This is a genomic window from Listeria floridensis FSL S10-1187 (genome assembly GCF_000525875.1).
Lineage (GTDB): Bacteria > Bacillota > Bacilli > Lactobacillales > Listeriaceae > Listeria > Listeria floridensis.
On record NZ_AODF01000027.1, the window covers coordinates 45,628 to 71,826 of the forward strand.

At 41.8% G+C, this 26,199-nt stretch carries 21 protein-coding genes and 3 pseudogenes; 7 read left to right on the plus strand and 17 right to left on the minus strand.

Translation table 11 applies throughout. The annotated features are described in order from the left end of the window. Nucleotides 1-159 precede the first annotated feature (159 nt). A complete protein-coding gene (locus MFLO_RS14740) occupies nt 160-3,075 on the plus strand; it encodes an immunoglobulin-like domain-containing protein (RefSeq protein WP_338151521.1) in 2,916 nt (971 codons plus the stop codon). Between the two features lie 36 nt (nt 3,076-3,111). On the opposite strand, the gene rsmI is transcribed toward MFLO_RS14740, so the two are convergent. The 6 genes and pseudogenes from rsmI to holB all read right to left on the minus strand — a co-directional run bounded on the left by rsmI (nt 3,112) and on the right by holB (nt 7,252). Beyond that, nucleotides 3,112-3,996, minus strand: a complete 885-nt coding sequence (gene rsmI, locus MFLO_RS10395) for a 16S rRNA (cytidine(1402)-2'-O)-methyltransferase (RefSeq protein ID WP_036097900.1) — start codon at nt 3,994-3,996, stop codon at nt 3,112-3,114. Beyond that, nucleotides 3,968-4,262: pseudogene (locus tag MFLO_RS10400) on the minus strand (GIY-YIG nuclease family protein). Before MFLO_RS10400 ends, rsmI begins: the two are co-directional and overlap by 29 nt. Continuing rightward, the gene (locus MFLO_RS10405) at nt 4,246-4,986 is read right to left on the minus strand and encodes a tRNA1(Val) (adenine(37)-N6)-methyltransferase (RefSeq protein WP_036097901.1); all 741 of its coding nucleotides are present in this window, start codon (nt 4,984-4,986) and stop codon (nt 4,246-4,248) included. Before MFLO_RS10405 ends, MFLO_RS10400 begins: the two are co-directional and overlap by 17 nt. Nucleotides 4,987-5,035: 49 nt before the next feature. Then, nucleotides 5,036-5,374: an initiation-control protein YabA gene (locus MFLO_RS10410; RefSeq protein WP_051993606.1), complete on the minus strand. Its 339-nt coding sequence runs from the start codon at nt 5,372-5,374 to the stop codon at nt 5,036-5,038. A 47-nt stretch (nt 5,375-5,421) separates the two neighbouring features. Next, nucleotides 5,422-6,255, minus strand: coding sequence for a PSP1 domain-containing protein (locus MFLO_RS10415; protein ID WP_036097904.1), 834 nt, complete (start codon nt 6,253-6,255; stop codon nt 5,422-5,424). Beyond that, a complete protein-coding gene (gene holB, locus MFLO_RS10420; RefSeq protein ID WP_036097905.1) occupies nt 6,248-7,252 on the minus strand; it encodes a DNA polymerase III subunit delta' in 1,005 nt (334 codons plus the stop codon). Before holB ends, MFLO_RS10415 begins: the two co-directional genes overlap by 8 nt. A 198-nt stretch (nt 7,253-7,450) precedes the next feature. Between holB and MFLO_RS10425 the strand changes: the two are divergent. Continuing rightward, nucleotides 7,451-8,282, plus strand: a pseudogene (locus MFLO_RS10425) (STAS domain-containing protein). 38 nt (nt 8,283-8,320) lie between these two features. Here the strand turns inward: MFLO_RS10425 and MFLO_RS10430 are convergent. The 3 genes from MFLO_RS10430 to MFLO_RS10440 form a co-directional block, all read right to left on the minus strand. Further along, complete coding sequence (locus MFLO_RS10430; protein WP_036097906.1) at nt 8,321-9,124, minus strand: Cof-type HAD-IIB family hydrolase; 804 nt, start codon at nt 9,122-9,124, stop codon at nt 8,321-8,323. A gap of 40 nt (nt 9,125-9,164) precedes the next feature. Next, nucleotides 9,165-11,489: an ATP-dependent DNA helicase gene (locus MFLO_RS10435; protein ID WP_036097908.1), complete on the minus strand. Its 2,325-nt coding sequence runs from the start codon at nt 11,487-11,489 to the stop codon at nt 9,165-9,167. A 115-nt stretch (nt 11,490-11,604) separates the two neighbouring features. Beyond that, the gene (locus tag MFLO_RS10440; RefSeq protein WP_036097910.1) at nt 11,605-12,252 is read right to left on the minus strand and encodes a uracil-DNA glycosylase; all 648 of its coding nucleotides are present in this window, start codon (nt 12,250-12,252) and stop codon (nt 11,605-11,607) included. A 179-nt stretch (nt 12,253-12,431) separates the two neighbouring features. On the opposite strand from MFLO_RS10440, the gene MFLO_RS10445 reads away from it, so the two are divergent. Next, nucleotides 12,432-12,941, plus strand: a complete 510-nt coding sequence (locus MFLO_RS10445; protein WP_051993607.1) for a DUF2165 family protein — start codon at nt 12,432-12,434, stop codon at nt 12,939-12,941. A 47-nt stretch (nt 12,942-12,988) separates the two neighbouring features. Here the strand turns inward: MFLO_RS10445 and MFLO_RS10450 are convergent, their stop codons facing one another. Together MFLO_RS10450 and MFLO_RS10455 are read right to left on the minus strand one after the other, a co-directional pair. Continuing rightward, nucleotides 12,989-13,225 (minus strand): helix-turn-helix domain-containing protein, encoded by a 237-nt coding sequence (locus tag MFLO_RS10450; RefSeq protein ID WP_077913216.1) that lies wholly within the window; start codon nt 13,223-13,225, stop codon nt 12,989-12,991. Further along, a complete protein-coding gene (locus MFLO_RS10455) occupies nt 13,216-13,647 on the minus strand; it encodes a hypothetical protein (RefSeq protein WP_149023027.1) in 432 nt (143 codons plus the stop codon). Before MFLO_RS10455 ends, MFLO_RS10450 begins: the two co-directional genes overlap by 10 nt. 303 nt (nt 13,648-13,950) lie before the next feature. On the opposite strand from MFLO_RS10455, the gene MFLO_RS10460 reads away from it, so the two are divergent. Continuing rightward, on the plus strand, nt 13,951-14,655 hold the full coding sequence (locus MFLO_RS10460; RefSeq protein ID WP_036097914.1) for a Crp/Fnr family transcriptional regulator: 705 nt from the start codon (nt 13,951-13,953) through the stop codon (nt 14,653-14,655). Between the two features lie 182 nt (nt 14,656-14,837). Continuing rightward, a complete protein-coding gene (locus MFLO_RS10465) occupies nt 14,838-16,349 on the plus strand; it encodes an IMP dehydrogenase (RefSeq protein ID WP_036097917.1) in 1,512 nt (503 codons plus the stop codon). 54 nt (nt 16,350-16,403) lie between these two features. Here MFLO_RS10465 and MFLO_RS10470 read toward each other — a convergent pair whose 3' ends face one another. Next, complete coding sequence (locus tag MFLO_RS10470; protein WP_036097919.1) at nt 16,404-16,928, minus strand: GNAT family N-acetyltransferase; 525 nt, start codon at nt 16,926-16,928, stop codon at nt 16,404-16,406. A gap of 49 nt (nt 16,929-16,977) precedes the next feature. After that, nucleotides 16,978-17,619, minus strand: a complete 642-nt coding sequence (locus MFLO_RS10475) for an EAL domain-containing protein (RefSeq protein ID WP_241433624.1) — start codon at nt 17,617-17,619, stop codon at nt 16,978-16,980. Between the two features lie 310 nt (nt 17,620-17,929). Here MFLO_RS10475 and MFLO_RS10480 point away from each other — a divergent pair, with 310 nt between their 5' ends. Beyond that, on the plus strand, nt 17,930-20,320 hold the full coding sequence (locus tag MFLO_RS10480; protein ID WP_036097920.1) for a bifunctional metallophosphatase/5'-nucleotidase: 2,391 nt from the start codon (nt 17,930-17,932) through the stop codon (nt 20,318-20,320). 129 nt (nt 20,321-20,449) lie between these two features. Continuing rightward, nucleotides 20,450-21,127, plus strand: a complete 678-nt coding sequence (locus MFLO_RS10485) for a VIT1/CCC1 transporter family protein (RefSeq protein ID WP_036097921.1) — start codon at nt 20,450-20,452, stop codon at nt 21,125-21,127. A gap of 49 nt (nt 21,128-21,176) precedes the next feature. Here MFLO_RS10485 and MFLO_RS10490 read toward each other — a convergent pair whose 3' ends face one another. From MFLO_RS10490 to MFLO_RS10505, 4 genes and pseudogenes are all read right to left on the minus strand, one after another. Continuing rightward, a complete protein-coding gene (locus MFLO_RS10490) occupies nt 21,177-23,435 on the minus strand; it encodes a bacterial Ig-like domain-containing protein (protein WP_036097923.1) in 2,259 nt (752 codons plus the stop codon). A gap of 22 nt (nt 23,436-23,457) precedes the next feature. Continuing rightward, nucleotides 23,458-24,108 carry a hypothetical protein gene (locus MFLO_RS10495; protein ID WP_036097924.1) on the minus strand — a complete coding sequence of 217 codons (651 nt, stop codon included), beginning with the start codon at nt 24,106-24,108 and terminating at the stop codon, nt 23,458-23,460. A 223-nt stretch (nt 24,109-24,331) separates the two neighbouring features. Further along, a pseudogene (locus MFLO_RS10500) lies at nt 24,332-25,685 on the minus strand (MATE family efflux transporter). Continuing rightward, nucleotides 25,669-26,130: a MarR family winged helix-turn-helix transcriptional regulator gene (locus MFLO_RS10505; protein ID WP_036097925.1), complete on the minus strand. Its 462-nt coding sequence runs from the start codon at nt 26,128-26,130 to the stop codon at nt 25,669-25,671. The pseudogene MFLO_RS10500 and the gene MFLO_RS10505 overlap by 17 nt, the downstream one beginning before the upstream one ends. Nucleotides 26,131-26,199: the final 69 nt, after the last annotated feature.

A 26,199-nucleotide genomic window follows, 5' to 3' on the forward strand; every position in this document is an offset into this window, starting at 1 on the left:
CGGAGGTGAGAAAGCATCAGCATCGTTGCGCAAAAAAAGTATACTTCAGGAGGAATAAAGAATTCATGCAAACCAACAATTTTTCAAAAAAAAGCTAAAAAAGGATTAATCATTGGGGTAGCAGCTTTAACTTTAGGCGGACAATTCGCAGCTTTACCAATCAACGTTTTCTCGGCTGATGCAGCAGAACAAGCAGTTGTAAATGCAACTGTTGCAACTGTTTCGAACTACGAGGAATACAAATCCGCTTTGGCAGACAAAAACATCACTGAAATCAACTTAACAAACGATATCTACTTCCCATCAGAAAAAAATGTTTACACCGATGTTCGTGTTACTCACTCTGTAACAATCAATGGGAATAACAATACCATTTATGTGTATAAGAGTTCTATGAACGGTCAACTCGATGGTGCCAACACTGTAACATTCAACGATGTAAACATTGTTGCTAATCCAGAAGACGGTTTTTACTCGTATTATGGACTAGTTTTGACAAGCGTTCCAGATTACACAATTAATTTGAATAATGTTAACTATTATGGGCCACAGGCAATTTACAATCCTAGAGGAAACGTTAATGTTTCTGGAAACACTACACTTACTTCAACTAGAAATCACGAAACCATGGAAGTCAAAAATTTAACGGTTAAATCTGGTGCAAATGCCAAATTCACTACAAATAAAGGAAATAGTGTTCGCGGTTATTATTCAGGCGCTATTATTTTAGAAGACAACTCGGCTCTTACAATTAACAGCGGTACTTACGCATTCTTACTTGACGGAACTGCGCCTGTAACTATTGGAAAAAATGCCGTTTTGAATACTTCTAGCAACTACAGTGGTATTTCAGTACCAGCAGGAACACTCAGCATTAAAGATGGCGCGAAAGTAGACATTAAAAGCTCTAGCCCAACAATCAACGTTCCTCAAGTAAATGTTAAAAATATTAACGTCGGAAAAGCATCTACTTTCAACGTTACTTCTTCAGCAACTTCTGCCTACGCTATTCGTACAAACACTGGTACTCTCCAATTCTTCGGCGATGCTAACTATGATATCAACAACTTGAACCGCACAGGTCGTGCCTTGTATATGCCTGCTTCAAGCATCAACTTAAATGGTGCAACTGTAGGAGCATGGAATAAAGATAATATGACAGATGCACCTGACCTTTCGTGGGATGCAGTTGTAGGATCAATCAAAATGTCTGGTTATGTCACACCATCTGCAAATACCTCAGATGATAATCTTAACGCTAACTTTAAAGCTCAGAACTATCATAGAATTGCAAGTGTTGCAGCTACGGCTCCAACTTTAGTAGTTAATACTATTAATGAGGATGCAAAAGTTGTATCAGGTACTGCTACGCCAGGATCTAATGTGACTATTTTAGTTAATGGTAAAACATATGAAACAGTAGCTTCATCAAGCGGTACTTTCTCTGTAGCCATTGATCCTGCTGCGAAAGAAGGCGATGTCTTCAAAGTAACAGCATCTAAAGGGAACAAAGAAGCTACTCAAACACTTACTGTAAAAGACGTAACAGCTCCTGATGCTCCTGTTGTTGAAGGTTCTATCATGACAACATCGACAACAATCAGTGGTACTGCGGAACCTAACTCTACTGTTGAAGCAAAAGTAAACGGTATCGTTATTGGCAGCACTAAAGCTGATGCAAATGGAAATTACACAATTAACATTCCTAAACAAGCTAAAGGTGTTTCTATCGCTGTAACTGCAACTGATGCTGCTGGAAATACAAGTAAAGCAACGACTGTTAAAGTGGTTGAAACTAATAAAGATTACAAACTTACTGTAAACTCTTACAATCTCGGACAAACTACTTTAACTGGTACTTACGGTAAAGATGTTTCTAAAGTCCGTTTATTCGTTAATGGTGTAGTTGTTCTTCAAGCTACTACTAACAACGGAACTTACACTTTCAATAATGTTGCTAACCTAATTAAAGATGGCGACAAAATTGAAGTAGTTGCTGTTGATTCTGCTTACGCAGAAGTAAACCGTGTTGAAGTTGCTGTTAAAGGTGAACTAGATACTTCTCTAACAGCTAATACTTACACAATCGGTCAATCTTTAACTGGTACGTATGGTAAAGATGTTTCTAAAGTTCGCCTTTGGGTGAATGGCGCAGTTGCTGCTCAAGCTACTACAAATGCTGATGGAACTTATACTTTCCCAACTGCTGGAAGTTTGATTAAAGCTGGAGATAAAGTGGAAGTTGTCGCTGTTGACTCTAAATATGTAGAAGTAAACCGCATTACTGTTGAAATTCCTGCGGCTAACGAAACTACACTTACAGCTGATAGCTATGAAGCAGGTCAAACTAATCTTACTGGTAAATTCAGCTCGGATATTGCAAAAGTTCGTCTTTGGGTAAACGGTGTGGTGGTTACTCAAGCTGTCCTTAACTCTGACGGCACATACTCTTTCCCTAATGCTAGTGCATTAATTAAAGATGGCGACAAGGTTGAAGTTGTAGGAGTCGATTCAAAATATGTAGAAGTAAAACGTATCACTGTTGATGTGAAAAGCAGCTCTGTAGTCACTGACTACTCTCTAACAGCTGACACTTACAATTACGGAGATCCTTCACTTTCTGGAACTGCTGGAAAAGATGTATTCCGAGTTCGTCTTTGGGTAAATGGCGCGGTTGCTACTCAAGCAACGCCTAGCGAAAATGGAACTTACAGCTTTACGAATGCAGCTAATTTAATTAAAGCTGGGGATAAAGTTGAAGTTGTTGCTATTGACAGCACATATAAAGAAGTAGCTCGTCTAGATGCAACTCCTATTGATAACTCATCATCTGCAATTAACACACCCGGCTATACGCTTGGAAGCTATACTTTAGACGGAACTGCTGGTCCTGACGTTGCTTATGTACGTCTTTGGATCAACGATAAGGTTGTCACTCAACGTATCCCAGCTAGTGACGGAACATTCAGCTTTGCAATCTCTGAAGGTCAAATCAAAGCTGGCGATAAAGTAGAATTAGTTGGTGTTGACAGTCGTTATGCGGAAATCAGCCGCACGCTTGTAACTGTTAAATAATCTCCTGATTCACATAAAAAGAGTGAGGAAATTTCCTCACTCTTTTTTGATCTCGTGATAAGCTGCATAGACATCACGTTTTGGTAAGCCGCGCTCTTGCGCGGCTATTTTAATGGCTTCCTTTGAAGTAGCTTCTTCCCGCTCGATGATCGCTTCCACGTGTTCTTTAAGCGATAAGTCTGTCCACCAGGATGGTTGTTCGGCTGGAGTGTCACTGCTACCGGATACGACGATGCAGAACTCTCCGCGGACGGTTTCGGACGCGGCCCAAGCAAGTGCTTCTTCGACAGTTCCCCGCAAGTATTCTTCATAATACTTCGTCAGTTCTCGGCACAATGAAACTTCACGTTCAGCCCCAACTGATTTCGTAAGCGCCTTCAAGGTTTCTTTCAACCGATGTGGCGACTCATACAAAATCCAGCTTTCTTGGCGCATCGCTAATTCCTCCAAGGCTTTTTCTTTTTCCTTCGCGGAACGCGGTAAAAACCCGTAAAAATAAAATGGCTGCGGAAGTTGACCTGATGCGATAAGCGCGGTTAATGCAGCATTTGCTCCCGGAAGCGCCACAACTGACACATCTTCGGTAAGCGCAGCTCTAACAAGCTCATAGCCTGGGTCGGATATCGCAGGCATCCCAGCATCGCTCACAAGCGCAATATTTTGCCCCTTTTTCAAGTCTTCAACAAGCTCCTTTTCACGAGATTGCTCACTGTACTGGTGATAACTTACCATTTTTGACTGAATCTCGAAATGGTTTAACAGCTTAATTGTATTGCGCGTGTCTTCTGCTGCGATTAAATCGACTTCCTTTAAAATACGAATGGCACGGAATGTCATATCTTCAAGGTTTCCAATCGGCGTTGGAACAAGATAAAGCGTCCCGATACCGTCTTTATTTTGAAAGCTTTTCTGAATCTGCATCTTCATTCCGCCCTTCATTCAAATAAGTTTCTTTAGCCTTGCGTGATAATGCTTTAAAACGCGCCTCGGCTTTCGTCGCTTCGCTCCGTGTTGCAAAACGCTCGGAGTGGATCACTTGAACTGGGCGACGCGTTTTTGTGTACTTGCAGCGGATTCCATCATTGTGCTCTTGTTCACGCCTTGTTACATCTGTTGTATAACCGCCATAAAACGTCCCGTCGCTACACTTTAAGACATAAAAAAAAATGTTCACTTGCCTTTGCCATATAAAATCTCCCTCACAAGTTCTGTGTATTCCCCATTTTCTTCGTGAACGACGATCGGCGGCAAATAGCGCACACCCGGCTTCGCGTCCTTGATTCCTTCAACAAGCACCATGTTCGCATCGCGCCCAGGAAGTGGATGTACCAGTTGAACGCGCTTCGGTTCAAGACGATGACGCTTCATCAAACCTGTTAGCTCGAGAAGGCGCGCCGGACGATGCACAAAACTGGCCTTGCCTCCTTGGCGCAGAAGCTCTGAGCTGACTTTTATAATATCATCCAAGTTGCCGTGAACTTCATGGCGGGCAATTCGAAAATGCTCATTGTCGTTAACTTTGCTTTCTGGAGGAGTCGCAAAATAAGGCGGGTTACACGTCACAAGCGCATGTTTTTCTTTTCCAAGAAGTTTCGGTGCATCTCGAACATCCGCTTCAAGCATCGTAATCTTGCTCTCGAGCTTGTTATATTGGATACTACGGCGCGCCATATCGGCAAGCCGCGGCTGAATTTCGATCCCAGTGATCGGTACCTCAGTATGTTTGCTTAACAGAAGTGGAATAATTCCGTTGCCGCTACAAAGGTCAACAATACTTCCTTTATGGAAAGGAATATAGGTGAAGTGCGCGAGCAAAACAGCGTCAAGCGAAAATGAGAACACAGTGGGACTTTGGATGATCCGCATTTCTTCCGCAAGTAAATAATCCAGCCTTTCATCGCCTTTAAGCATGTTCTATCCCCCTTTAAAAAAAGCCTCTCAAGAAACGAGAGGCGGTCGTTTATTTTTTGTTGAGTAAGGAGAGACAGAACAAGCAATCTTCCCCATTACTTCTTGGGCTGCCGAAGTGAATGTTGCAAACATGGAACCCTTCTTTGTAAAGTTTCACAAGGTTGTCGTGACCTTCGCCAAGTTCGATCATCTGCTGCATTGCTTCCTTGCGATCTTCCGCCATGATTCCTTCATCATTTTCCGAATCCGCTAAATTTCTCGTTTCGCCAAGTCTTTTTCTCAAATAATCATTTTCAATCTCAAGTCGGTTATTTTCTTCAAGCATGCTGCCGAGATTCGTTTTTAGATCGCCAAGCTGCTGATAAAGCTCGCCGATTTGCTCCTCCATATTGCTGACTGAATCAAATAATGCCTTTTTTATCCACTTTCTTCACCTCAAGACTTTGCCTTTTCAGCTAAAAAGGTGTTATATGGGCGGAGTTCATCCAGTTCATATTCAAGAACTAGTTCATCTTCTGGAAGACGAACTTGGAGAATTCGTTTCAGTAAGTTGATGCCCGTCACTTTTCCTTCTGCTCCTTCAGGCGTAGTTACCTTCACACCTACATCCGGCATTTCGCGTTTTGCTTGTTCATATTCATCGTTTTCATACTTCAAACAACACATCAAACGTCCGCATAGCCCAGAAATTTTCGTTGGATTCAGCGATAAATTTTGATCTTTCGCCATTTTAATCGAAACCGGCTCAAAATCGCCTAGGAATGTCGAGCAACAAAGCATTCTACCGCAAGGCCCGATTCCACCAAGCAGTTTCGCTTCATCACGCACTCCAATCTGCCGCAGTTCAATCCGCGTTCTGAAAACAGAGGCAAGATCCTTCACAAGTTCGCGGAAATCAACCCGTCCTTCTGCTGTAAAATAAAAAATAATTTTGTTGCGATCAAATGTATAATCTACATCCACGAGATTCATTTCGATATCATGCTCGCGAATTTTTTCATCACAAAGCAAAAAAGCTTTTTCACAGGAAAGATTGTTCTCTGCAACCGCCTTATAGTCATCCGCTGTTGCAATCCGAATCACATTTTTAAGCGGCAAGACCACATCTTCCTCATCCACCATCCGCGGTTCAATCACTGCGCGTCCGAATTCAATCCCTTGTGCGTTTTCGACGATCACACCTTCGTCTTGTTTAATATCTAAATCGCCAGGCGAAAAATAATAAATTTTACCGGCATCCTTAAATCGGACCCCTACAATTTTAAGCAAATCCATGACCCCCTTGTAACTTTAATACGAGCTGCTCCATCAGAAGCTGCGCATTCATGTTTGAATCCAGTTTCGTTTTTGCTTCAAGTACCGCTTCGATTTCCCTTGTAATTTCTGGCAGTGAAAACTGAAGTGCATCACGTTTTAGCCACTCAATTTGACTGGCCGAAATCACAGTGTAATTCTCATTCAGCATTAAATGCAACACATCCCGGTAAAGCAGCAGCAGCAAATCAAGTCCCATTGCCATACCTTTCTTCTCTTTAAAAAGCGGCATCCACGTTTCTTGAATAAAGATCAGCGGATTTGGTCCGTTATGATGCAACCCTTCATAAAGCTTGATGGAAGCATTCCTTGCTTCACTGAAAAACTCATCTTCATTCAGCTGCTCAGCTTCCTTGATACTTCCCGTGATACTCGCAAAAATACGTACTTTTTGTTCGCTGATTCCAACTTGTTCAAGTTTCTTCACAAGCTGGTCAAATGGCAGTTCCCGAAACGTAACCGGCTGCAATCTTGATGCAATCGTTGGCAAAATTTTAGCTGGATTCGTGGTGAGGAATAGAAGCAGTGTCCCTTCCTCTGGTTCTTCTATAAATTTAAGCAGACTATTGGCCGATTGAACAGTCATTTTATCCGCTTCATCAATGATTAAAACTTTTTTGTTAGATTCCATCCCTTGCTTGATTAGTTCCGAACGAATGCCCCGAACTTGATCAATTTTGATGCTTGCGCCGTCAGGGGCAAGCCAGTGAACGTCCGGATGGTTGTCATTTGCGATCCGCGTGCAGTTGACACACTCGGAACAAGCAAAAATTTCGCTTGTTTGTTCAAGACAAAATAAACTTTGGGCGAGCCAGAGTGCCATCCGCTTTTTCCCAACACCACTTGGTCCAGAAAAAAGATAGCCGTGCGACAAACGATTTTCTCGTTTGCTACGCTTAAATAGATTGATCACAACAGGCTGTAGTTCTTCTAATTCATCTTGTAATCTCACAAAAAACTTCCTTTCAGGTTCATTCTTTCCTATTATAACATGACTAATAAATAACGCATGGCTTTTTAACTAAAAAATTGAAATTGATGTTTCTTATGCTTTCTTTGCCTTTTACTAGTTAAATATGGACAGTTAGAGGTTTTCAGAATAAAATAAGGTAACAGAAACGATCGAAATGTTTAAAAAGGTGGGAACACAATGAAAAAGGAAAAACAAGAAATCAGCAACTATTTAACGATCCATACCGATGAAATAATCGCTAAATGGCTCGATTCCATTTACTCAATGAAAATGCCTTATACTAGTCCAGTTTATGAACCGCTTTATAAAAAAGAATTAACTGAGGATAGTAAGCAAACTGTTCAGCTGATTATCGATTTTTTCCACGAAGACAAACAATATTTTGATAAGTCTTTAAAAAAAATGGCTAGAGCATATGTACCAAAGACGCGTTAAAAATGATGTTCCATTGCCTGAAGTAATTATGACACTTGATAAACTTCGACAACAAGTCTTAAGTGCCGCTGCAGTTTTTGCGATTCATGATGATTCTATTACAAAAGCAGATTTTTCCAAGATCATTCATACTGCCAATCAAGCTTTTGATACCATTATCGGACAGTTCAGCACACTTTATTACACACAAATTGTGAATTTCATTGAAAACCAACGTTCGCTCATTGATGAAATTAGCGCCCCGCTAATCTCGATTACAGACCAAATCGCCATTCTCCCTGTTGTTGGTCGCGTTGACCGAGAGCGAGCTCAGCTACTTATGGAAAGTGCTGTCAAACGATGCAACGAACTTAATTTGAACGATCTTTGCCTCGATCTTTCCGCAACCACAACATTCGATACTGCTCTTGCCGAAATGTTGTTTCAGCTTGCGCATATCACGAAGTTGCTTGGGATTGAGCTGGTACTTTCGGGAATTAAGCCGAAGATGGCGCAGGAAATGATTCGGGTAGATATGCAAATTGAGATTCCTGCCTATCATTCGTTAAAAGCATTCCTCAAAGATCGGCTGTAATAAAAAGAAGCAGAACTTGGCTCATTCTGCTTCTTTTTTTATGCAAAGTTTCGAAGGGCGTAAGCTACACCGTCCTCGTTATTGCTTTTCGTAATCTTTTTTGCCAGGTTTTTAATCTTTTCCGTCGCATTTTCCATCGCGATAGGAAGGCCGGCAAATTCAAACATCGACACATCGTTTTCTGCATCGCCAAGGCACATCACTTCCTCAGCAGTGATCCCGAGTTTCTGAGCAAGTGCTCGTAAAGCATGACCCTTACTCACATCCGGATGAAGAAATTCCAGATTATACGGCACACTCCGAACTATCGTATAGCGCGCCTTGAGTTCATCTGTCAGCGCATCAATAACCTCCGTAATTTTTTCCGGCTCATCAAGTAGCATCACTTTCGGAATTTCAATCGTATCCTCTGCCTCATCAACAGTTTGATAATAAAGCGGCGTTTCAAGCAACAGCGAATCGCGCGCCGTCAAAATCGAAATTTCTCGATGCGGAATATACATTTTGACGGCATCAAAATACGTAACATGGGCACCAAGCGGGCTGCAAAAATCGAAAATCCGCGCTAAATCTGCCTTACCAAGCGCTGTGCTAGATACAATCTGCTCGGAATTCGTTTCAAGCGTGATCGCCCCGTTCATCGTAATCGCCACATCGTCTGCATGGAATAAATCGAGCGCATCAAGGCTTGTCTTAATCCCAGCAAGTGGTCTCCCTGTACAAAGTACGATTTTCATTCCGCGCTCGCGCGCTTCCCCGACTGCCTCTATGACTCCCGGCGTCACTTCATGCTGATCATTCAGCAAAGTCCCATCCAAATCAATTGCAACAAGTTTAATCATCCATTCTCTTTCCCTTCCGACAAATCGCTTTTCCTCAAGTTTACGTGAACTCCCAAAAGTGCGCAAGTGCCGTTTCAAGCTCAGCGGCGCTATAAATAACTCGACGGTTCGACCAGTGTTCAGGAAATTCGCGGATATAGCGCGGCTCGTTAAAACGTTCATCAATCAGTAGCACAACACCTTGATCGGTAGCACTACGAATAACGCGACCAGCAGCTTGAAGCACTTTGTTCATCCCCGGAATCTGATAGGCATAATAAAACCCTTTTCCGCCATCTTGATCAAAATAATCCTTTTCGAGAGCGAGTTTTCGACTTGGCTGCGGTAGCCCGACGCTGATAATTGCCGTCCCAATCAAGCGAGTTCCTTTTAAATCCACGCCTTCTGAAAAAACACCGCCAAGAATTGCAAAGCCGGCGAGCTCTGTATCTGTTTGGAAGGAATTTAAAAAGGCATCGCGCGCTTCCTCAGCCATGTCCGGTTCTTGAATTTGGACACGCACGTCTGGATAAAGCGCTAAAAACCTCGTATGCACAGCGGTCATATACGCATAAGATGGAAAGAAAAATAAGTAATTGCCGCGATGTGCCTGAATCATCTGAAAAAGTGCATCCGCAATTTCATCATAGCTTGATTCCCGTTTTTTGTAGCTCGTACCAATGTAAGCAAGCGGCAATACTGCCAAATGCTCATCCGGAAACGGCGAGGGAAATTTAAGTTTGCTTGTATCTTCCTCGCCACCAAGTAGCGCGGCATAGTAACGAAGCGGCGAAAAGGTGGCAGAAAACAGTATGCTCGCCGCGCCAAAATCAAGCCGATTTTGAACGAGTTTGGATGGATCGAGGCAGAGCTCAGTAACCGTTGTATCCTTCCCAGTCTGTATCAAAGTCACATAGTGTTCGTCGTAAAACTCAGCGATCTTACAATAAAGACGTGCCGCGAAGAACAACTCGAGCAGATCCGGATGGGCAGAGTGCGATAAATTTTTAGGAAGCCAGTCCGAGGCGGCTTCGGTAAACTTTTCGACCAAGGTGTTGAATTCGGATACAGATTCGGTTTGGACGAGTTCTCCATCCGCGGCCTCGCAAGCTTTACGAAATGTGATCATAGCACGATTTAAGTTATTCAGCGCCTGATGAAGCGCAGTTTCCTGCTTCGAAATTTGCCGCTTCACTGCCAGAACCTGCTGCTTTGAAAGCGTAGCTGTGTACATGCTTTTTGCGCGGTCAACCAAATTATGGGCTTCGTCAATTAGGAATGTATAGCGCTCGCTTGCCTCAACAAAAAAGCGCCGCAAATAAACGGTTGGATCAAATAAATAGTTGTAGTCACAAATGATCAAATCGCAAAACAAAGCAGCATCAAGCGATAGTTCAAACGGGCAAACAGTATGACGCCTTGCATATTCTTCTATCACATCGCGCGATAAACAATCTTCATGTTTTAATAGGTCAAATAGCGCCAGATTGACGCGGTCAAAATAACCGTTCGCAAAGGAACAATCATCTGGATTGCAACTTCGCTCTGTTAGAAAGCAAATTTTATCTTTGGCGGTCAATGTGACACTTTTTAAACGCATCTGCTGTTTGCGCAGTTCACGCGCTGCATCCTCAGCCACTTGACGCGTCGCCGTCTTTGCGGTCAAGTAGAACAGTTTATCTGTCTTCCCTTCGCCAATTGCTTTGATTGCTGGAAACAGTGTTGACATGGTTTTACCGATTCCTGTTGGGGCTTCAGAAAACAGTTTTTCTTCTGCGGCAATTGTGCGATAAACGGCGATTGACAACTCGCGCTGACCTTTTCGGTATTCCGGATACGGGAACGAAAGCTGTTTGATCGTCTCATTGCGTTCTTTTTTAAACGCATGCATGAAAACGGCAAACTGTGCAAATTCGCCAAGTAGTTCTAAAAAATAGCGCTGCATTTCTTCCAGCGAAAGCTGTCTTTGGAGTCGTGTGATCACTTCTTCTGCGAGGTGATAGTATGTCAGCTGAATCGTCATTTCGCTCAAACCATGTTCAGATGCATAAAAATAGCCGTACAAAATAGCCTGCGCCCAGTGCACCTCATAACCGCCTTCTGGAAGTTCGCCGAGCGCTGTTTTCGTCGTTTTGATTTCATCAATCACTTCACCGTCTATAATCCCGTCCGCACGCCCGTGCACGCAAAAGCGAATCCCATCAAGCTCTTGTTCAAAGGCAAGTGCGACTTCGCTTTCGTAACCTTCATCTGCCTCTTTTTGTAGTTTTCGATGAATTTTTGCTCCGATAAACGCCGCATCTGAATCTCCCATTCGGCTGTCGATACTGCCCGACTTCAACACAAATTCCACTAACTTTCTGACCGAAATTCGCACTTCACCCATCCGCCACACGCTCCCTGTCTTTCTCCACATTTTAACACAAGAACGTTTGTTCGTAAATAAAAAAGAGCCTAGGCTGCACCAGCAAAATCTGCTTTTGGCACTGCCTCAACTCTCTTTACCAATTTATTTTCGTTTCGCCAAGTTCACCTAAGGTCTGATTAATCGTACTAAATGGTTTGCTTCCAAAAAAACCACGGTTTGCCGATAACGGGCTTGGGTGAACGCCTGTTATGATTTTGTGCTGTTTATTTGTGATCAGCGGAATTTTCTTTTTAGCATCATTTCCCCAAAATACAAAGATGATCGGCTTTTCACGCTCGTTTAGAGCTTGTATTAAATTATCTGTAAAAAATTCCCAGCCTTTTTTGCGATGTGAACCTGCTTTCATTGTCCCATCAACGGTTAAGACTGTGTTTAGCAGTAACACGCCTTGTTCTGCCCAGTCTGTTAAATTGCGCTTGGTACGCTTGATTCCGAGATCGCTTTCAAGTTCTTTAAACATATTGCGTAGCGAAGGCGGAAATTTGGCAGCCGAATCTTCTACTGAAAAGCTGAGTCCATGAGCTTGATGCTCCCCGTGATAAGGGTCCTGCCCAAGCAAAACAACTTTTACTTCGTCATAAGGTGTAATTTCTAATGCTTTATAGATATTTTCTTTAGCAGGATACACAACGCTACTTTGATAGGCTTGTGTGATAAATTGTTCCAATTCTTTAAAATAGGGTTTTCGTTTTTCTGCGGTCATGATTTCTTGCCAGTTCACTTTACGGTCAGCCCCTTTCCGATTTCAAGTATATCGAATCTGGATGCTATTCGCCAAGGGGAACCTCCAGAATTCATTATCTTGTCATTTTTTCGCTACTAAAGTGATACATTGTTACATTCATTTCGATATCGTTTATTTTATTCTTGAGAATGTGACAAACACAAGGAGGAATTACTATGCAATCACTGAACTGGCATCGGCTTATCCAGATTTTAGTTATCTTTTTATTCGGCGTTTTCGCCACTTTCGTTTTTATGGGGAATTTAATGGATTTTAATTCAAATTTTGAATTCGTCCGTCATGTGTTATCAATGGATACGACATTTAAAGGTAACGACTTAATGTGGCGTGCAATTGATAATCATACTATTTGGCTGATCGCTTATTGGGGCATTATCATCGCAGAAGGTCTCGTTGCATTTCTTGGCTGGTATACTTCTATTCAAATGCTCCGGGCATACCGTCAGCCCTCTCATGTATTCAACAAGCAAAAATGGTCTGGCTATCTGATGTTTATCCTGATTTTTCTTATTTGGTACGTTGGATTTGTTGTCATCGGATCGGAATGGTTTGCGATGTGGCAATCGCAGGAATGGAACGGTAAAGAAACGGCAATGGGCATTACGCAAGTCGCTCTCGGCATGCTGATCGTCTTCATGATGCCAGAAAAAAGCCAAGCAAAATGACAAAGAACAGCCCAGACTTATTTAAACTAAGTCTGGGCTGTTCTCTTTTACAAAACTTGTTTTTGCACTCCCGCACTGATTTTTAAAAATTCGGCTCGCTGTTGCAACTTATCAAAATCCGTGATCGTCACCCGGCGTGATTCAACTTTCATAATGCCTTGGGCTTTTAATATCTTATATTCTTTCGCAACTTGATAGACTTTCGTTTTGCAAAGCGATGCGATCAGCTCTTGGGTAAGGAAGCTCGGCAAGTGAAATTGTTTGCCGTCTTCATTCAGCCTAATACTTGGGTCAAAAAGCTGAGCATTTGCGTAATTCGCTCGCTGACATCAAGGCTGTGGAGATGTGTCAAGAAAACCAAGTAATTATGGAATCGAAATTGAATATCAACAAGACGTGCAAAAAATTCAGGTTGAACATAAAAATGATCAATTAAAAAATCTTTTTCAATCCCAAGCAAAGCAACATCGGTAAGCGCTCGAAACTTGGCAACGCTACCTTCGCAATAGCAAAACCCTTGCATGTTTCCAAAAAGTGATAAAATCTGTTTATTTTCCACAAATTCAAGTGCTACAACGCCATCTCTCACAACATAGAAAAAGTTATCTTTATTTGGTATTATTTCTTGTTTTTCAATGATGGCTTCCATCGAGTGCTCCTGAAACAACTCATTATGTCCCGTCACAAATTCCAATATATCTTCCATCGTTTTTTTTGTCTCTGTCTCTGCTCGCCATGATGTTTTCCATATGATCTCCTTCTCCTTTTTTGGTTATCTTCCACCTTTTATTATAAAACTTCTAACAAGGAATATTTTGACTTCGGGCTAGTTCCTTTAGCTTCTTTTTGACAATTTAGACAAAATTATTAGTCTGATTATCAAATTTCTTTTTGTATTAGGAAATAAATGTCAACAATTTGTCAATTTTTCCCGTTTTTTTTATTATCACCAATGGATAAAATTTTTTTCTTGAGCTACAATAGTTTAATAGCAGGAGGGGGATTTTCTATGAAAAATAGGCATATCCATGACGAAAAGCAAATGATGGCTGATATCATGCTTTACTTAGCAGGCAATCAAAAACTTTTCAGAACTCACATCAAAGAACGCAAAGTTAGGCGTAATGAAGTCTTTCATACAGACTCTGATTATTTTTACATTGTGAAAAAGGGAGCATTCGTATCCGAACTATCTTCTGATAAAGGAAACACACATTCTTTAATGCTTTACAGTGAGATGCAGATTTTTGGTCGCAGCGATTCTCAAAGCAGTATCGCTGTTTCAAGAGCACTTACCGAAAGTATTCTTTATCAAATCGATCGCGACTTCATGATTGATCATCTTTATGTACAACCCGATCTGTTCCGTTCCGTTACAAACGTCTTTTTTCACTTAACGGAGGATTTCGTCCGAATGATGGCTCTTTCCAACATGAAACCGCAAGATAAAATCATCTGTACACTATACTTGCTAATCAAGCGAATCGGTCTCGATCGGGAAGGCAACTCTTTCCAGTTACCAAGCTACATCACACAATCACTTGTTTCCACTTTTTGCCGCACAAAAAAATTTACCGTTACAAAAGAATATCAGCGGCTGATTTCAGAAGGTTATCTCGAAATAAACGGCCGCGAAGTGATCGTGCTCGACTTTCAGCGGATTGAGGATTATTTAATCCCGTTTAGCCCAAAACAAGTACCTGTTTTTTTGTAAAAGCATCTTTCATAGGTGCTTTTTTTGCGTCTAGAAAAATCTAACAAATTAATTTTTTTACATTCTGTTAGGTTTTAAAAGTGCATTTGGTCAGTTTTTGTCAAAATCAATTCAAAGCATTGACATTATGCTCGGTTACTGGAATAATGGAAGTATTTAAAAATTCAAAAGGAGTGTTTGCTTTGGCATTTTATTTTAACGAACCGTCTCGTACTTTTAGTGAGTTTCTTCTCGTTCCTGGTTACTCTTCCGCGGAGTGTATCCCACAGAAGGTGAATTTGAAAACACCGATTGTTAAGTTCAAAAAGGGTGAAGAACCAGAACTGTCGATGAATATCCCACTCGTATCGGCAATCATGCAAGCCGTTTCCGATGATCAAATGGGGATTGCTCTTGCTAAAGAAGGCGGCGTTTCGTTCATTTATGGATCGCAATCAATCGAAAACGAAGCAAAAATGGTTTCACGCGTCAAAAATCACAAAGCTGGTTTTGTCGTAAGTGATTCTAACATTCGTCCGGATCAAACTTTGCAAGATGTTTTAGATTTAAAAGAAAAAACTGGACACTCAACAATGGCTGTAACAGAAGACGGCAGCCCACATGGCAAATTACTCGGCGTCGTTACAAGCCGTGATTATCGCGTAACGCGTATGACCCCTGATGAGCCTGTACACAGCTTCATGACTCCATTTGAAAAACTGATTACTGCACAAGCAACAACTACGTTAAAAGAAGCAAACAATATCATTTGGGATAACAAACTCAACACATTACCGCTTGTTGACGATAAAGGTCATCTTGCTTATTTCGTTTTCCGCAAGGATTATGATTCTAATAAAGAAAACAAACTTGAACTTTTAGATAAAAATAAGAGCTATGTCGTTGGTGCCGGAATCAACACACGCGACTATGCTGAACGCGTTCCAGCTCTCGTTGAAGCAGGCGCTGATATTCTTTGTATCGATTCATCGGAAGGTTTCACCGAGTGGCAAAAAATTACGCTAGACTGGATTCGCGCTGAATATGGCGACAGCGTCAAAGTCGGTGCCGGAAACGTAGTTGATCGTGAAGGTTTCCGCTTCCTGGCTGAGGCTGGGGCTGACTTCATCAAAGTCGGTGTCGGTGGTGGCTCCATTTGTATCACGCGCGAACAAAAAGGTATTGGTCGCGGTCAAGCGACAGCTGTGATTGATGTAGCAAAAGCCCGTGATGAATACTTTGAAGAAACTGGGATTTATATTCCGATTTGCTCTGACGGAGGAATCGTATACGACTACCATATGACACTTGCCCTTGCAATGGGGGCTGATTTCATCATGCTTGGTCGTTACTTCTCACGGTTTGACGAAAGTCCAACAAACAAAGTGAATTTAAACGGCACGTATATGAAAGAATATTGGGGCGAAGGAGCGAACCGCGCACGCAACTGGCAACGTTACGACATGGGCGGCGACAAGAAGCTTTCCTTTGAAGAAGGCGTTGATTCGTACGTTCCCTACGCTGGTTCTCTAAAAGACAATGTTGCGATCAGCTTAAACAAAGTACGTTCGACGATGTGTAACTGCGGCGCGTTGACTATTCCAGAATTGCAACAAAAAGCTAAAATCACACTTGTTTCTGCAACTTCGATCGTCGAAGGCGGAGCGCATGATGTTGTTGTAAAAGATGCATCAAATAATATTCTCAATCAATAATCTTTCTGTCGCAACGAAAAAAAGGACGCCCGTGGGCGTCCTTTTTTCATTGCGCTAGTTCAAATCCGAGCGAAGCATTCCAAACACGAAACTGTCCGTCCACTCACCCTTACTCCAAAAATCCTGAATAAAATGAGCTTCTTTACGCATGCCTACTCGACGACATAATTTTTCTGAAGCCGCATTGCGCGCATCCAGATTTGCTTGAACACGATGTACATCAAGCTCATTAAAAGCATACTCTAAAACAGCCCTTACTGCTTCTGTCGCAAGACCTCTGCCGCCATAGTTTGGACTAAATACGTAGCCAATTTCAAGCGTATCTCGCATTTCCGTATACCAAATGGCCATGCTTCCAATCACTTTTCCGTTGTAATCTACAGCGATTGAGTACCCAGATTCTTTTGTTAAAGAAGCCTTTTCCAATTTATTTTGAAATTTGTTTCGCGCTTCTCCTTCTGTCCAAGGCTCCTCAAGTAAAAACTTGCAAACCTTTGGATTCGTATAAATTTGCCTAGTATCTTCAAAATCCTTATCCTCAAATGGGCGCAGCACAAGCCTTTCTGTTTGAATTTCCATCCTCTTCCTCCTTTTAAAAACAGGGCGGCCCCTCCGGTCCGCCCTGTTTTTAAGAACTTAAATAATCAAGCTGATATTCTTCCACATATTTTGCAATCGGTTTTGGTTTTCCAAAGTAATACCCTTGAAAATAATCGACGCCCATTTTTGAAAGCGAATCTGCTGCGTGTTTTTCTTCTATGCCTTCCACAACAAGGACACAATCCAGTTCATGGCATAGTTTAATTAGCGTTTCCATAATCAATCGTTCACGCGGACCGCTTTCAAGCATCGTAATGAAGCTTGGATCCGTCTTAATGCAATCAACTGGAAAGACACGCAAATACGTGAGCGAGCTGTACCCTGTTCCAAAATCATCAAGCGAAATTTTAACGCCAAGCGACTTTAATTTCCGTAAGTTTTCTCCTGCGGTTTCTAGTTCCGTAATTTCATTTCTTTCAACGATTTCAATATCAAGCGCCTCCGGAAATTTCGTTTTATGTTTGATTTCATCATACAGCTGATCCATATAATGTTTACTCGCAATAAAATGAGATGGAATGTTAATCGAAATCGTATATCTGCCGCTAAATGCGTTAATTTTTTTGAGTACATCTTCAAGCACAAATTTCTGCATGTCAAAAACTGCATCAAGTTGAACAACTTCATTGAAAAAATCTACCGGTGCGAGGACTTTTTTTCTTTGTCTCAAGCCTCACCAGCGCTTCAAATCCTGTTAGATTACCGCTTCCTGCTTCTACTTTCGGTTGATAAAATACGCGGTAGTTGCGATCTGAAATCGCTTTTTTTTACTTCACCTGCGGAAATGTGCATCGTATCTTCCTTTCTTTTTTTCTATCTTCCTACTTCTATTTTACTGTATAAATCAATTTTATAAAACACCTAACAAAAATTTCATTATTTCTCTACTTGTTCTCAGTTGTTCCAAAATCTGCCATTTGTTACAATAAAGCTGAGTGTTTTTGTAAAGCGCTTACAATAATGTAAATAAGGGAGAGAGTATGACTGTGAAAAATTGGAAGAAAAAAACAGCACATCTATTACTCGCAGCAAGTCTTATAACAGGAATCGCAGCACCTTTTGCTGAGAAACATGCAGAAGCCGTAAGCTCACTTGTTCCGGTTCAGCTTCTCGGAATCAATGATTTTCACGGCGCACTGGATACTGCTTCAAAAGATGTATCTGGAAATCCGATTGGCGGAGCAGATTATCTTTCAGCCAATCTTGATCAAGCTAAAACAGATTTCCTAAGCGCTAACCAAGATGCAACGGACGCTCATTCGATTCGTGTTCAAGCCGGTGATATGGTCGGCGCAAGTCCAGCCGTATCAGGCTTACTTCAAGATGAACCGACAATGAAAGTACTCGAAGCGATGAATTTTAAAGTCGGCACACTCGGCAACCACGAATTTGATGAAGGACTTCCAGAATATAAGCGGATTTTAGACGGGGATTCGACTAGTCAATTTGGGCCGATCGTCGAAAACTATCCGCGTGTTAAAAGCAATATGCAAATTGTAGCAGCCAATGTAGTTGATAAAGGGACGACAAACGTAGCGCAAGGATTTAAACCTTATACAATTGAAACAGTCGGCGGCGAAAAAATTGGCTTTATTGGTATCGTCACGACTGAAATTCCAAACCTTGTTCTCGCGAATTACATCAAGGATTATGATTTCCTCGATGAAGCTGAAACGGTTGTGAAATATGCGAAAATTTTACGAGATCAAGGTGTAAATGCCATCGTTGTTCTTTCACATGTTCCTGCACTTTCCTCTGGCAATCCGACAAACGGAACAGGACAAGATGTCGCTGGTGAAGCAGCCAATATGATGGTCAAAGTCAATGCACTTGATCCAGCTAACTCCGTTGACATCGTTCTTGCCGGTCATAATCACCAATACACAAACGGCGTGGTTGGTACAACAAGAATCGTACAAAGTTATAACAACGGAAAAGCGTTCTCAAATATAACGGGTCAAATTGATACGGCAACAGGTGATTTTGTTCAAACACCTGATGCGAAAATTAGTTACAACTCACGCAGTATCACACCAGATGCTTCAATCAGCGCCATTACAAAAGACGCAGCAGACCGTATCGCCGGTAAAATTAACGAACCGATCGGAAAAACTGCAAACGGCACGATCACAAAAGAAACCAATCAAAATGGTGCTGCAATTAATGCGCGCGAATCTGCACTTGGTAATTTAATTACCGATGCCCAGCGTTATATGGCAAAAAAAGCAGGCGTTCAAGTTGATTTTGCGATGACAAATAACGGCGGAATCCGTGCTGATTTAGTTACGACCGCAAATAATGAAATCACTTGGGGCGCGGCGCAAGCTGTCCAGCCATTTGGCAATATTCTCCAAGTTGTAAAGCTTGACGGCAAAACGATTATCGAAGCATTGAATCAACAGTACTTAAGCAACGAACGTTACTACCTGCAAATTTCAGGATTAAAGTATGTTTTCACTGATACAGATGATCTCGATCATGCTTATAAAGTGGCCAGTGTCACGACAAGTGATGGAACACCGCTTGATTTAAACAAAGAATATACCGTTGTAATCAATGACTTCTTATTTGGCGGCGGCGATGGTTTTTCCGCTTTCACAAAAGGAAAACTCGTGCAAGCGATTGATCCGGATACCGAAACATTCATTAACTACATTAAGGATCAAACGGCTGCAAACAAAGTGCTTACAGCAAGCGAAGAAGGACGCAAAACTTACAAGCCACAAAGTGAAATCGATGAGGAAAATGCGATTGCAGCCATTAAAGCCGTAACGAAAATTGATAAACTTGTGGAAAAAGACAGCTTCCTGACAGGAATAACCGTTCCGAATGCTAAATTGGCCGTTCAAAAAGCTGACATAGCAAAACTGACAAAAGCAGTGAACGCCGTGGATAGCATTTCCGGCGTCTCAGATGCAAACGGAGCATTTAAAGTAGATGTTACGGCACTTGACTTAAAAGCAGGTGATCAAATTGTACTCACTGTGACGGACGAAAAGAATTATAGTGCTTCATTTAACGCCATTGTTGTAGAAACTCTATCCAATCCAGGTGAAAATGGCAACACATCAAACCCTGGTGGAAACGAAAACAGCGGCTCAACAAATCCTGGTGAAAACGAAGGTAGCAACACGACAAGTCCGAGTGGAAATGAATCTGGGACGAATAAACCAACTAGCGAAAATGGCTCTGATGGAATGGCAGTCAACAATTCTGACAGTTCAACCCAGCCGAGTGGTCTAAGCTCGACGAAAGACAGCGAACAAATTCGGGAAAGCAAACTTCCTTCAACCGGTGACATAGTTGGTATTGCTTCACTCGTTGGGATTCTTTTAACAGGCATTTCACTATACGCGTTTAGAAAAAAATAAATTAATTCAAGGTTTGCAAAAAAAGCGGGCGTATCATGCGGTAGCTTTTTGTCAAACCTTGTTTTTAGTATTTTGCTTCTCATACTGTAAAAACGGGTATAGATCAACGTCAAAGGAAGGAGCAAAAACATGAAAAAAATGACTTTAAGTGAACGGCTCAACGTGTTACGCGCCGGAGTTCTCGGAGCAAATGATGGCATCGTTTCTGTGGCTGGAATTGTTATCGGTGTTGCCGGAGCAGGCACCTCCACGCTAACAATTCTAATTTCCGGTGTTGCCGGACTCCTTGCAGGTGCGCTTTCCATGGCAGGCGGAGAATATGTTTCCGTAAGCACACAAAAAGATACTGAAAAATCGCTTGTCGCAAAAGAAGAAGAAGCACTTCATACGGACTATCAAGGTGAACTTGAAAAATTGATTGAAATTTATAAAGGAAAAGGACTTTCTCACGAATCCGCCGAAAAAGTGGCCGAGGAATTAATGAAAAATGATGCACTTGGTGTTCAAGCACAAGAAGTATTGGGCTTTAAGCTGAACGATTATGCCAACCCATTTAGCGCTGCACTTTCTTCTTTATTTGCCTTTTCAATTGGTGCAATTTTACCGCTTCTTACAATCGTCTTACTACCTGAATCCATTCGCATTTGGTTTACCTTTATTGCGGTTTTGATTGCACTTGCAATTACCGGCTATACAAGCGCCTACCTTGGAAATGCTCCAACCAAACCGGCTGTCTTGCGAAATTGTCTGGTTGGGATGCTGACAATGATCATTACATATGTGGTTGGTCATTATGTAGGAATATAACGAAAAACCCCAGAAAGAGCCGCGCGCGGCTCTTTCTGGGGTTTTTCAATTAGCTCCATTTTTTCTTGCAACTTAAACAGCCCACAACCAAAGCTGTCAAAATAAGTCCAGCGAAACTATAAAGAAGCGTATCTAATGCGGTATCCCCAGTTGTAGGCAGTCTCCGCTTCGTCTGCTGTTGCTTGTTATCAGAACCATCTTTCGAAACACGCTTAACCGTTTGAGGGTTCACTTCTTTAATCACATATCGTCCCGAATCAGTTTCCCCCACTTGCCCCGCCGGGAATACCGGTCTTACTTCCGGTTGTCCAACTTCTGGTTTATGCGGCTTTTCACTCGGCGTTTCTGGCTTAGGTCTTTCTGGGACAAGCCCTCCACCGCCGTCGATATCTTTGACCGTAATTTCAGCCATCGCACTAACCATGCCGAAATTATAAGTAACGCGGTAAACGCCTGCTTTTGCGGTATCCACATTTCCCGTCACTTGTATCTGTAGCGGATCAAAATTCTTTTCTTTTTTTCCAGCCTTTGTGGTGGCAGAAACAAAATTGTCAGCAGGATTCCATGTGTCGCCGACGTTCAAGGTCGAGTTTTTCACCAAAATCGCCGTCTCGTCTGCCTTCACCCGTACATGGACCGTTTTTGAAACACCATCTAGCGTGTACGTAATTGGGTAAACCCCCGCTTTTGCGGTATCCACATTTCCCGAAACAGCAATTTTAGCCGCATCAAATTGTGAAATTTTCGCGCCAGAATGATCAATTGCACTCACAAAATTGTCTTTTGGTGCCCAGTCATCCCCGACATAGATCTCAGAATCCTTTGCGCTAATTTGAGCCGCGCTTGCCGTCCATTTCGCATAAAGCGTCATATTCGTATCCACATCTGCTGAAAAATCAAAAGCTTCCTTTCCCGCCGCATCTTTATACCAGCCTTCAAATAGGTATCCCGGCCGTGGTTCAGGATCAATATTGGCAATTTTTTCAAACGGCTTATAGTGGCGCAATTGTTTGCTTCCGCCTATGTAATTACTATCATAGGTCACTACTTTTCCAATCGGAATGATTGCGTATCCAGATATTTCTTTGCCGTTTTTTAATGTTACCGAATAAGGGACCGCAGTTCCTTTTATCGTTTTATCATACTCGCCCGTTTTCCAATTATATTGATTAATATTTTTCAGATCCGTCAGTTGAATCGTCGCGTCCAATCCTTCTCCGGCAAAATCAGTCGAGATAAGATTGAAATTATTGATACTCGTAAATTTCTTAACTTGTGCTGTGTTGATTCCAACCGGACCGACTTTTACAATATCCGTCAGCGTCAGCAAATTGTCTCCGTTTGTTTGATCACTATGCAAATACTGCGTATCTAACACATAGTCGTTCGTACTTGCTCCAGTGAAATAGCTTTTATCCGCAACTGGTGAGTAATCGCGAATGTTATTTCCATTTACATTAAAATCTGTAATGTTAGATAGTTTCGCTACACTTTCCACACTGCTGAGCGAGCTGTCTATAAAAGAAACTCGTTTCAAGTTCACTAAATTTCGAAGCCACTTTGCATCATTATCTGCCATATTTCCGACTTGACCGATATCCAGTGATTCTAATTGTTTTAAATTACCGAGACCATTATAATTCCCTTCAAGCCGATTATAGCCAACATAACTAGGACTGACATATGAATTTATAAATGTGAGTGCTAGCCTTTTCAGTGTGGTAACTTGTCCAAGCGGAGAAAAGTCGATAGATTGCTTAATCGTCACTTTTTGTCCCGAACGTAACGTAATCTCAGCGTCACTTCCTGTAAATAAAACAGAGTTGAGATCGAGCTTTGTTAGTGCTGATAGCTTCCCAATTTCACTAAGAGCTTCTTCATTTGTTATCATGTAAAGTAATCGTAAATAATCTAAATGCGTCAAGTATTCCAGCCCCTCAAATGAACCAATTTTCAAATAAGTGGTTGAACTTCCTTCAATCTGTAAGCTTGTAATCGTTGCAAGCTCTTCTTTTGTCGCCGCGTAACCCTGCGTTTTACCAAGCCGTTTATTTACAATTTGGCGAAGCACTGCATCTGGAATTAAATAATCTGCTTGAGTAGCTCTCGTTTGAAGGCTCGCTGTTGAAGCCGTTTGCTGCGTTTTTGTCTTCGCAGTCTCATTTCCCTTTACCTGATGAGGTTGTTCTTGCTGCGTCTTTTCTACCGGATTACTTGCCTTGGTTGCTATATTTTCTTCTGCCCGTGCAATAAGCGGAAATGGCAAGCTTAAAATGACACATAAGCTAGCCGCTAACATCTTTTTCATTACGTTTGATTCTCCTCACATATTAGATCGTTGTGTGATTCGTTTGATGTTTTTCGATAAAATCTCTTAGTTTCTCAACATTCACCTGCCACGGCTTGCTTTCAAGATAAATTGCCTGATCTTTTCCCATTTCATTAATAATTTTTGAAGTGGTTGAGAGCGAACAATTGGCAATTCTCGCCATTGTCTTGACATTCATCCAGCGAGGAAGTGTTATGTTTTTGGTAACCAAGTATTGTTGTTCGACAACAAATGGAATTCGTTCACTTGGCAAGAAACTGGCTAACAAATAAAAGTTCTTCAAGTCATTGTTCGTTTTTTCCAAAAGCAGATAAAGGAAACTATCCAGCAATTTTTCACTCTCTAGAAAACTCCAGGCTTCGGTAATGTCCATAATAAAAAGAGAAGCAGGACTTAAAGCCTCAATCACCAGTGTTTTACCCCGCATATTATAAACAAACTCCCTCCTATCATAAATACGATAGAAAAAAGAAGTTGTTTCACTATATTTTTCGGCAATCGCTCCCGATTCTACTAAGAGCAGTTCCGATGACCTGAGATGAAATTCCTCCCCAGACTTAAGGGAGCGGGATCTAGATCTCACTTTATTTTTCATCAAAGAAAAAAGAATTGCATCTTCCTTTATAAACTTTTGAAATTCGAAGAACTCCAACCTTTTAACCTCCTTTATGATCATGATAATTCTTGTGCCAAATTTATTTAAGAGTGAATTATATCCAAGGTGCGATGGTTTTTACATAATTTTTCACAACTTTGTAACAAATTCCCCACTTCTCTATTTAAACGTTTAAATGATAAGATTTCTACATGTTTTTGTAAAAATAAACACAAAAAAACCAGAGAAAACGAAAATTCTCTCTGGTTTTAGTAATTTATTATGCGACTTTGGATTTGTTAAATACTTTGCCCCATGTTGTACTTAAGATTAGTACACAGACAGAAAAGGCAATGACATCTGCAATCGGAAAGGCGTACCATACGCCATTTAATCCGAAAAACTGCGGCAAAATCAGAAGCAGTGGCACAAGACAGATAATTTGACGCATCAAGGAAATGATAAACGATATCCGTGCCTTACCGAGCGCTTGATAAAGACCTCCACAGACAATTTGGAAACCAATCGTTGGTGCCGCAAGCAGCATGATTTGGATGGCATCTTTACTTTCCAAAACAAGTTTTGGATCAGCCGAAAAAAATCCGCGCTAGTTCGCCAGGGAAAATTTCGACGATAGCAAACGCTACGAGCGATAGAATTGTCGCAACGAGCATTCCTAGTTTTATCGAACGAATGACTCGCTCAAACTGCTTCGAACCGTAGTTGAATCCGACGATTGGCTGCATTCCTTGCGTGACACCATTGATTGGCATGATCGCAAATGAAGCAATTCGGTTTGCAATTCCGAAAGCCGCAATCGCAAGCGTACCGCCGTATATTTGCAACATCCAGTTAACAGCAATCGTCACAACACTTCCGGATGCCATCATGATGAATGATGGAAAGCCAATTGCCATAATCCGTAAGCTCATTTTCCGGTCAATTTGGAGCTTAAAGCCTTGCAGAGAAAGCGTGCTCTTGCCTGATAGGAAGTAAATTAAAAGCCAAGCCGCACCGACCGCTTGGGCAATCAATGTGGCAAGTGCCGAGCCGCGAACACCGAGACCGAATCCCATAATGAAAATCGGATTTAAAATCATATTGAGTACAGCTGAAATGATCATTGTAAGCATCGCTGTTTTCGCATTCCCCTCAGAACGGACGATATTATTCATTGCCATTCCAAAGGATTGAAATACAGCTCCAAGTAAAATAATTTCAAGAAAGTCTTTTGTCATTTGATGAATTTCAGCCGGCGCACCAAACATCGTGATCAGCGGATCAATGAAAATGAAGGTGGCTATCGCGATGATGAGGCTCGAAAAAATGACAAGCCAAATCACTTGGTGAAACACCTTATCAGCTTGCTTTTGTTCCCCCGCGCCGAGCGACCTTGAAATGATCGAGGCACCCCCAATGCCGAACATCGCAGCCATTGCCATTAAAATCATTTGAACGGGAAAGGCGATTGAAAGTGCCGCAACCCCGTCTGCACCAACGCCATACGAAACGAAAATCGTGTCAACTACATTGTACATTCCCATCACGAACATTCCGATGAAAGCTGGGATTGATAGCCGTGCCATCAGTGAGCCGATATTGTCTTCGCCCAGTCGTTTACTTTGTTCTTTCATAAATTTCCTCTCCTTTTGCCGCATTTGACGCATTATCTGCCATTTTGACAATCAATCTGAAGAATTCCAATTTTTCCTCGTCGCTGAAGCCCGTCGTGAGAATGTCGTTCCACTGGCTTGTGAGCGCAACGATCAAGTTTTTTAAGGCCAAACCTTTTTTCGTTACAAAAATCCGCTGAATCCGCTTGTCATGTTTGTCCTGCTCGCGCCGCACAAATTCAAGATCAAGCAGTCGCTTAATATGCCGCGCCACGTTCGCCTTGTCAACTGAAAACCGCTTAGCAAAAGCCTCCTGTGAAAGCCCGTCCTCGCGGTAAAGCGTGAATAAATAACGCAGCTGTCCTACGCAAAGCCCCGTTTCTTTAAGCCTTGCATCCTTAAAAATATGTTCAGAACGATGAATGATCGACATTGATTTCACGATCGTTTCATGTTTTTCCGTCAATTCAAATCGCCTCAAATCGGTAAAAATCACCGCAAAAAGGTTGCGGTGTCAACTGAACTAGTTTACTAA

Excerpts from the sequence above, each read along its gene's own strand:
- rsmI (WP_036097900.1), bottom strand. The coding sequence starts at position 3,996 with ATGCAGATTCAGAAAAGCTTTCAAAATAAAGACGGTATCGGGACGCTT.
- MFLO_RS10405 (WP_036097901.1), bottom strand. The coding sequence starts at position 4,986 with ATGCTTAAAGGCGATGAAAGGCTGGATTATTTACTTGCGGAAGAAATG.
- MFLO_RS10410 (WP_051993606.1), bottom strand. The coding sequence starts at position 5,374 with ATGGAGGAGCAAATCGGCGAGCTTTATCAGCAGCTTGGCGATCTAAAA.
- MFLO_RS10430 (WP_036097906.1), bottom strand. The coding sequence starts at position 9,124 with ATGATTAAACTTGTTGCAATTGATTTGGATGGGACTTTGCTGAATGAT.
- MFLO_RS10435 (WP_036097908.1), bottom strand. The coding sequence starts at position 11,489 with ATGGGTGAAGTGCGAATTTCGGTCAGAAAGTTAGTGGAATTTGTGTTG.
- MFLO_RS10445 (WP_051993607.1), top strand. The coding sequence starts at position 12,432 with ATGCAATCACTGAACTGGCATCGGCTTATCCAGATTTTAGTTATCTTT.
- MFLO_RS10455 (WP_149023027.1), bottom strand. The coding sequence starts at position 13,647 with ATGGAAGATATATTGGAATTTGTGACGGGACATAATGAGTTGTTTCAG.
- MFLO_RS10460 (WP_036097914.1), top strand. The coding sequence starts at position 13,951 with ATGAAAAATAGGCATATCCATGACGAAAAGCAAATGATGGCTGATATC.
- MFLO_RS10470 (WP_036097919.1), bottom strand. The coding sequence starts at position 16,928 with ATGGAAATTCAAACAGAAAGGCTTGTGCTGCGCCCATTTGAGGATAAG.
- MFLO_RS10480 (WP_036097920.1), top strand. The coding sequence starts at position 17,930 with ATGACTGTGAAAAATTGGAAGAAAAAAACAGCACATCTATTACTCGCA.
- MFLO_RS10485 (WP_036097921.1), top strand. The coding sequence starts at position 20,450 with ATGAAAAAAATGACTTTAAGTGAACGGCTCAACGTGTTACGCGCCGGA.
- MFLO_RS10490 (WP_036097923.1), bottom strand. The coding sequence starts at position 23,435 with ATGAAAAAGATGTTAGCGGCTAGCTTATGTGTCATTTTAAGCTTGCCA.